7 protein-coding genes are annotated in these 7707 nt (G+C 59.6%); 3 read left to right on the forward strand and 4 right to left on the reverse strand.

Annotated features, from left to right (window positions below; genetic code table 11):
* The first annotated feature begins 417 nt into the window (after positions 1–417).
* Entirely contained in the window at positions 418–1818 is a 1401-nt protein-coding gene (locus HNW77_RS05835; protein WP_172156048.1) for a carbohydrate porin, read from the forward strand.
* Between the two features lie 46 nt (positions 1819–1864).
* Here HNW77_RS05835 and HNW77_RS05840 read toward each other — a convergent pair whose 3' ends face one another.
* Together HNW77_RS05840 and HNW77_RS05845 are read right to left on the reverse strand one after the other, a co-directional pair.
* Positions 1865–2827 carry a carbon-nitrogen hydrolase family protein gene (locus HNW77_RS05840; RefSeq protein WP_172156024.1) on the reverse strand — a complete coding sequence of 321 codons (963 nt, stop codon included), beginning with the start codon at positions 2825–2827 and terminating at the stop codon, positions 1865–1867.
* A gap of 106 nt (positions 2828–2933) precedes the next feature.
* The gene (locus HNW77_RS05845; protein WP_172156025.1) at positions 2934–4121 is read right to left on the reverse strand and encodes a zinc-dependent alcohol dehydrogenase; all 1188 of its coding nucleotides are present in this window, start codon (positions 4119–4121) and stop codon (positions 2934–2936) included.
* Positions 4122–4439: 318 nt separating this feature from the next.
* On the opposite strand from HNW77_RS05845, the gene HNW77_RS05850 reads away from it, so the two are divergent.
* A complete protein-coding gene (locus HNW77_RS05850) occupies positions 4440–5744 on the forward strand; it encodes an MFS transporter (protein WP_172156027.1) in 1305 nt (434 codons plus the stop codon).
* A 122-nt stretch (positions 5745–5866) separates the two neighbouring features.
* Positions 5867–6268 carry a hypothetical protein gene (locus tag HNW77_RS05855; protein ID WP_172156029.1) on the forward strand — a complete coding sequence of 134 codons (402 nt, stop codon included), beginning with the start codon at positions 5867–5869 and terminating at the stop codon, positions 6266–6268.
* 21 nt (positions 6269–6289) lie between these two features.
* On the opposite strand, the gene HNW77_RS05860 is transcribed toward HNW77_RS05855, so the two are convergent.
* Complete coding sequence (locus HNW77_RS05860; protein WP_172156031.1) at positions 6290–7030, reverse strand: ABC transporter ATP-binding protein; 741 nt, start codon at positions 7028–7030, stop codon at positions 6290–6292.
* Positions 7027–7707 (reverse strand): FecCD family ABC transporter permease (locus HNW77_RS05865; protein ID WP_172156033.1); only part of this gene is annotated, 681 nt, incomplete at its 5' end. The genes HNW77_RS05860 and HNW77_RS05865, both read right to left, overlap by 4 nt.

Consider the following 7707-nt stretch of genomic DNA (forward strand, 5'->3'; position numbering starts at 1 on the left):
TTTGAAAAAAGCTTCACCAAAACTTCTTTACGCTTCAGGCATGTCCAGAATGCTTCCTTCCTTTTTCCTGTGCAAGAATACAGATGTATTTCCAGGCGGGCACCTTATTTTCATAAAATACTTCTGCCATTTTATGCCCTGCTTTGCAGCACAGGCTTAGACTGATTATGACTTCAGGCGCGTTTGATGGATGTAAATTTACCAGAAATATAGTTTCATGAACTTTTTTTAATATTTTTATTTTAAATAGCAGATATTTTACATCAATTCACACTGACTTTATTAAATATGTGCAAAATATTACAAATTAATTAGATTTTATAATTTGAAGTCAATTGTGAAAATAATGCAATTATCGGGAAATTCTGGAACGGATGCCTCGTGAAGCAAATACTGACATCGATTGCTTTGATTTTCATGGCCATGATCTGCATCGATGACGCATTTGCCCAGAGTGAAACCTCCAAGTCCCTGCCCGTCGAACTTGAACCCTACGCCGCCCATGCCTTTCCGCTTGAAGGGTGGGGCAACGCCGTGGTTGACCCGCAGGTGCCTTCCCTGCATGGCGCGCCGCACATGCTTGGCCAGTGGTTTGGCGCGCGCAAATGGCTGAACAGGCATGGCCTGTACCTCAACTTCGCCATCAATGAGGAATTCATGGGCAATGTGCGCGGCGGGCGCACGCGCTCGGACGTGCTGGCAGGCCAGGTGGCCGGCGAACTCGATATTGACTGGCAGCGGCTTGCGCATGTGAGCGGGTTATGGACCCACATGCTTGTCATCAACGGCCATGGGCGCAATTTCGGCTACAACCTGGGTGATTCCGTCACCAACCCCGAGCAGATCTATGGCGGGCGCGGCAATGTGGTGGCGCATCTGGTGGCGATGTATGCCGAGAAGACGTTCCTGAACAAACGGATCGTTGTTTCCGGCGGTGATATTCCGACCGGCAGCTTCTTTGCCTATGATTACGTGGCCTGTTCTTTCATGAACGTGTCGGTGTGCAGCAATTTCGCGCCGGGCAAATACGTGCCGGGCGGGCGTGACTGGCCTTCGGGCAATCTGGGCGGGGTGCTGCGCGTCTTTCCGGCCAAGAAGGTCTATCTCATGGGGGGCATCTTCATGGTGTCACCCCATTCCTATAACGGCGGCATTTCGGGCTGGGCGCTGGCCCAGAGCGGGATGAGCAAGGTCACATCGCAGGTTGAGCTGGGCTGGATGCCGTGGTTTGGCAAGAATTCGCTGCGCGGCAACTACAAGCTTGGCGCATGGTATGACAATTCGCGCTATCCCAACCTCTATTCCGATATTCATGGCAACTCCTTCCAGCTGACGGGCCAGCCACGCCGGTATGAGGCGGGCATGAGCACGGCATGGTTCATGTTCGACCAGATGCTGGTGCGCAACGGCCCCGGTGTGGCGGAGGGGCTGGTGGCGGTGGGCGGTGCCGGCTATTCGCAGGGCAACCTCGTGGCCATGCGCGACCATGAATGGATCGGCCTTGTCGAATCAGGCTCGCCCTGGCACCGCAGGCAGGACCAGATCGGGGCCATGTTCCAGCACATGGACATGAGCAGCACGCTGTCGCTGCAGCAGGAATCCTCACGCGCGCTGGGCCTGCCCTACCTGAGCAACCAGTGGGGCCCGGTATGGGGCGTGCAGCATTGGGAAAATGTGTACGAAGCGTTTTACAGCACGCACGTGTTGCGCAATTCCACCACGATGCAGTTCGACTTCCAGTACCTGCAGCACCCCGGTGCCACGACCACCTTCCATGATGCTGCGGTGCTGGGCATTCAGTTGACGGCCAACCTGTAGCGGCACGGGCGCACGACGCACCCGCGCCCCTGCTGCCGGGCAATCCCTATTCGGCTTCCGCCTCGGGCGCGGGGGGAACCGGCGCGGCAAAAGATACCGGGCGCTGCGCGGCATCATTGACGTGCAGCGTGAAGATATCGGGGCGCGCGTAATGTCCCGCTACGTCGAGATCGTATTTCCCCCGGATGACATCATCAAGATCGATATCGGCGGTAATGATGGCTTCCCGGTCATAAACCGGGCCTGCAATGATCTCGCCCAGCGGATTGACGATAACACTGCCGCCACGGATGAGCACGGTCTCGGGATTGTTGCCCTGATGGCAGTCATAGGCTTCCGGTGCATCGGCGCGGGTCATGTACTGGCAGGCGCTGAGCACGAACGTCCGTCCCTCATAGGCGATGTGCCGCATCGAGGCCTGCCAGATGTCGCGTTCATCCACCGTTGGCGCGCACCACAGGTTGATCCCGCGTGCATACATGCTCTGGCGCAGGTCGGGCATGTAATTTTCCCAGCAGATGGCGGCACCGATACGGCCAATCCCTGTCTCGAACACCGGAATGGTGGACCCATCGCCCTGCCCCCATACCAGCCGCTCGGTACCTGTGGGCATGAGCTTGCGGTGCCGGCCCAGCAGCGCGCCATCAGGCCCGAAGAAAAGCGCCGTGCAGTAAAGCGTGGCGCCATCGCGTTCAATGACGCCGACCACGATATGTGCCTTCATCTTCTCCGCGAAGGAACCGATCCGCATCGTTTCCGGTCCTGGTACATTGATTGCCGATTTCCAGTAGCGCAGGTAATCGTCACGCCCTTCGGGAAAGCGGCTTCCCAGCACGGCGCCAAATGTCAGCCCCTTGGGATAGCCGCCAATATAGGCTTCGGGGAAAACGGCAAGTTCGACACCCTGTGCCGCGGCGGCATCGCAATGCGCCTCCATACGGTCAAGGGTCCGGGGGGTGTCGAACAGGCTGGTTCCCGCCTGTACGACGGCTATGCGACGCTGATTCATGTCCTGGTCTTTCGCGGTTACGCCGAATTGTTTCGATAGCGAAAGTGGACTGTCCGCTCCTTTGTGGCAAATCGATTGTTTTGATGACCCGTCTCATTCCGTCCTGTCAGCCCCGACCATGCGGGTAGAACACCACCTTGATGCAGTCATCCTTCTTGTCGCGGAATTTCTCATACAGGGCAGGCCCCTCCTCAAGATCAGCAGAGCGGTGGCTGATGACGAAGGAGGGGTCGATCTCGCCGTTCCGGATGCGTTCAAGCAGCGGCTGGAGGTATTTCTGGGCGTTGGTCTGCCCCGTGCGCAGGGTCAGGCCCTTGTTCATCAGCAGCCCGATCATGACCGGCCCCAGCGCACCCGCGTACACGCCGGGCATCGACACGATGCCGCCGGGCCTGCAGCCCAGAATGGCCTGGTTGAGCGCGAAAGGCCGCTCGAGCGTGGTGGCTGACAGCAGGGCCGAGCCGACCTTCTGCATCATGGTATCCGCGCCATGGGCTTCCATGCCCACGGCCTCGATCACGGCATCCGGCCCCAGCCCATGGGTCATTTCAACAAGGGTGTGCTGGATGTTTTCCGTGCCGAAATCAATCGTCTCGGTCCCCGCCGCCCGCGCCATGGCCAGCCGCTCGGGCACCTGATCGATGGCGATGACCCGTTTGGCCCCAAGCAGGAAGCATGAGCGGATTGCCATCTGCCCCACCGGGCCGCAGCCCCATATGGCAATGGTCTTTTCAGCCTCGGGCGTAATGTCGCAGTATTCGGCGGCCTGATAGCCGGTGGGAAAGATATCGGACAGGAAAAGCACCTGATCATCACTCAGCCCTTCGGGCACGATGATCGGCCCGACATCCGCATGTGGCACCCGCAGATATTCCGCCTGCCCACCGGGAAAACCACCCGTCATGTGCGAATAGCCAAACAGCCCCGCCAGCGGGTAGCCGAAGGTCTCGGCCTGCTGGCGGCCATTGGGGTTGGTGCGCTCGCAGCAACTCCAGTTGCCCCATCTGCATTGCCGGCACGCCCCGCAGGAGATGGTAAAGGGCACCACCACCCGGTCGCCCACCGTAAGGCGGGTGTTGTCACGCCCCACCTCCACCACCTCGCCCATGGTTTCATGGCCAAGGATGTCGCCACACTGCATGGTTGGCATCATGCCATCCATCAGATGCAGGTCGGAGCCACAGATGGCGCAGGCGGTGACCCTGATGATCGCGTCATGCCCATCCATAATGACGGGATCAGCCACGCTTTCGCAGGTGATCCTGCCTTTTTTCTGCCAGGTCAGTGCTTTCATGGGAAAACGTCCTGCTTGAGGGGGATGTCAGGCAGACGCATGGGGGGCGGTATGGTTTTCTGGCCTGCGTTGGAAAAATGCCATGAAAGACAGAAGTTCTTGGGTGCTGCCTTTTTCCAAAAAGGCAGCGTTCTTTGAAGCTTTTTGAAAAAAGCTTCACCAAAAACTTCCTTATGTTTTCTGAGGAGCGCGTGGCCCGGAAGGCGGAAACATTCATGGCCTGATTTACGTTGAATTGATGGCGCCCAGCACAGCTTGCCGTTTTACAACCACATGATAGCGTGCGGCTGGACCTGAAATTTCCGGAAAAGCAGGATAATGGAGAACAGGCAGGCGCTTTCGGTAAAAGAAAAGATGGCCTATGGCTGCGGTGATGCTGCCTCCAACATGATGTGGGGCATGACGTCATCCTACCTGATGTATTATTATACGGACATATATGGGCTGCCGCTGGTTGCCGTATCATGGATATTGCTGGTGGCCCGTGTTGTGGATGCCTTCTGCGATCCGGCCATCGGCTATGTTGTTGACCGTATCGGCGGGCTGATCATACCGCGCCTGATCCGCCTGCTTGCCATTCCTTTCGGCCTGACAGGCTTCCTGTGCTTTCTGGCCCTGCCACTTTCGCCCACGGGGAAAGTGGCGTGGGCTGGCGCGACCTATATCGTGTTTGGCGCCATCTATTCCTGCATTAACACGCCCTATGGTGCGCTGGCGGTCCTGATGAGCCGCTCCGCCACAGGGAGGGTTGGCCTCAATGCCTTCCGCATGATGGGGTGCCAGGCCGGATCACTGCTTGTGGCACTGCTGACCATTCCCGCCATCACATGGCTCGGTGGGGGCGAGAGTGCGGCGCAACACCGGTATGGCATGGCGGTTTATGTGCTGGCGCTGTCCGTTCTGGGCAGCTTGTTATGGCTGTGCGTGGCGCGTGGCTGCACCGTGCGGCATGCACCGGCACCCGTCCGCCAGAACCCTATGGTCACGCTGCGCCATCTTTGCGCAAACCGGCACTGGGTGCTGAGCAACCTGCTCGCGTTTTTCTATTTTGTGGGGCAGGCCGCCCTGTTCGGCTTTATTCTGTATTACGCCCGCGTCATTCTGGGTGGTACGGAGCAGCTGGGCGCCAATATCATTACCTTCATTACTGTCCTGCTGTTTGCGGGCGTGCCCGCGTGCCTTCCGCTTGCAAGACGTATGGGGGCTGCGCACAGCGGGATCATATGCCTGATCGCGCAGGGAGCCGCCTATCTGATGATGGCTGTGGCGGGTGCGTCCATGACGGGTTTTTTCCTGTCCATAGCACTTCTGGCACTGGCGCAGGGCGTGATGTCTCCCCTGTATTACACCTTGCTGGCGGAAGCCGTGGATGATGGTGATCCGCGCACCTCGACCGGGGCGGCTGGCCTGGCATATTCGATCAACACATGGGTCACGAAACTGGCAATGGGACTGACCGGGTTTGTTCTGGCGCAGTGCCTGTCACAGGGCCATTACATCGAAGGTGGGGCAGCGCAGCCACCGGAACTGTGCGCATGGATTACGGCAGGATTTGTGTGGCTGCCACTAGGGGCGGTCTGCATGCAGGCGCTGTGCCTTCTGGCATGGCGCAGCAGGGCATGACCATCATGTAGGCCCTGTAACTGAAGGAGGCCTGATCAGGTACTCGCACAAACAGACAGGTGGCACGCATCTGGGCAGCATACCCGTTTGCGCCCTCTTGCCGCAGTGGCTATGGTCTCTATATGGACTGCCATTCCGAAGCCTTTCTGCCAGCAGACATTATGGAACGCGGCACGCTTAGCGGAAATGAACGGGTCTGGCCTCTTTCCGATATCCCCTTCATCATCAAGGCGGCGCGGCGCGCGGGCGTGGCAAATATTGGCGGACAATTACAGTTCCGCTTCCCCGATGCAATCTGTGAACTCTATTACATCGAAACAAATCCCTTCAGGTTCATGCCCTCCGGTTTGTCGTGGCAGGATCAGGTTGAGCATTCAGCCCCTATTTCACCTGAGCAATTTCAATCCCTTCCAGAAGACTTCGACTTCCTTGCCGAAGGTCAGGCCGGCTTCGGTCCCCAACTCGATGCGGAAAGGGAAGCCGGGCGTGATTCACGCGATGCGATGTGCTTCGAAGCTTTTTGAAAAAAGCTTCACCAAAAACTTTTATTCCTGGGCGCCGGTTTCACGTGGAGCGTAAAGCCGTTCCAGCATGGGCGGTTCAAGCATGTCGGCGGCTGGCCCGTCGGCCATGATCCGCCCCTGTCGCAGCGCAATGGCGCGGTCAAACACGCGGGCGGCGGCAAGCGGGTCGTGCGTGGTGGCCACAATGGCATGGCCCTGCGTGGCAAGTGTGCGCAGCAGGGCGTAAAGCCGCTGCTTCTGCCCGTAATCCAGCCCGGTTTCCGGCTCATCGAGAATGAGCGTGCGCGCGCCCTGCGCCAGCGCACGGGCCAGCAGGGCCGCCTGCCGCTCCCCGCCCGAAAGTTCGGTATAGGGCCGCTCTGCCAGATGGGTGATGCCCAGCGCATGCAGGGCGTGCGTCACCTCCTCGCGGTCATGACGGTGCAGGCCCGGCGCAAAGGGTGTTTCCGCCAGGCGGCCCATGCCCACGATGTCACGCACGCTGTAGGGAAACAGCGGCACATGCCCCTGCGGCACATAGGCAATACGCCGCGCCACCTCGCGCCGCGACCACGCCTGCATGGGCCTGCCCTCCAGCAGCACCTGCCCTGAGCCCGGTCGCGTCAACCCCAGCAGCAGGCGCAACAGCGTGGTCTTGCCCGCGCCATTATGGCCGAGCAGCGCGGTCATCTCCCCTGCCCTGATGCCAAATGACAGGTCATGCAGCACAACGCGCCCGGCATGGCTGAAACTGACATGATCCATGCGCAGCACGGCATTCATGCCCGCCACCCCCGCCGCAGCAGCGGCAGCACGGCCACGAACAGCGCAACACCGAGCAGGTCGGCAATCAGGCCCACGGGAATTTCCTCAACTGAAAGCGTGCGCGCCAGATCATCGCATACCAGCAGGAACATGCCGCCAAGGCACGCACTTGTGGGCAATACGCGCATGTTGCACGGCCCCACCAGCAGCCTTGCCACATGCGGCACCACCAGCCCCACCCAGCCAATCATGCCCGCGACCGAGACCGTAAGCGCTGCCAGCACCGTGGCCGCCCCGATCACGCCATAGCGCAGCGCCACGACCGGAATGCCCAGCGTGCGGGCCTCCTCATCGCCCATGGCCAGGCCATCGAGCATGCGCCCGCACGCGCTGAGCAGCACGATGCCCACCACCACCGGCCCTGCCATCACACCCAGCGCATGCGGCGTAACCTGTGTCAGGCTGCCCAGCAGCCAGAACACGATGTCTGGCAACTGGTTCTGCGGGTCGGCGATGTATTTGAGCAGCGACAGCAGCGCCGTGAACAGCGCCGAACTGATCAGCCCACCAAAAACCAGCATCAGCATGGATGCGGCATCAAACAGATGCGCCACCCCCACGCCACAGGCCACCGCCAGCAGGCCGCCCATGAATGACAGCCCGCCTACACCCGCAGGCCCCAGCCCCCACACAAT

Origin of the sequence: Komagataeibacter melomenusus (genome assembly GCF_013155395.1) — a bacterium.
In the GTDB taxonomy this organism is placed as follows: Bacteria; Pseudomonadota; Alphaproteobacteria; order Acetobacterales; family Acetobacteraceae; genus Komagataeibacter; species Komagataeibacter melomenusus.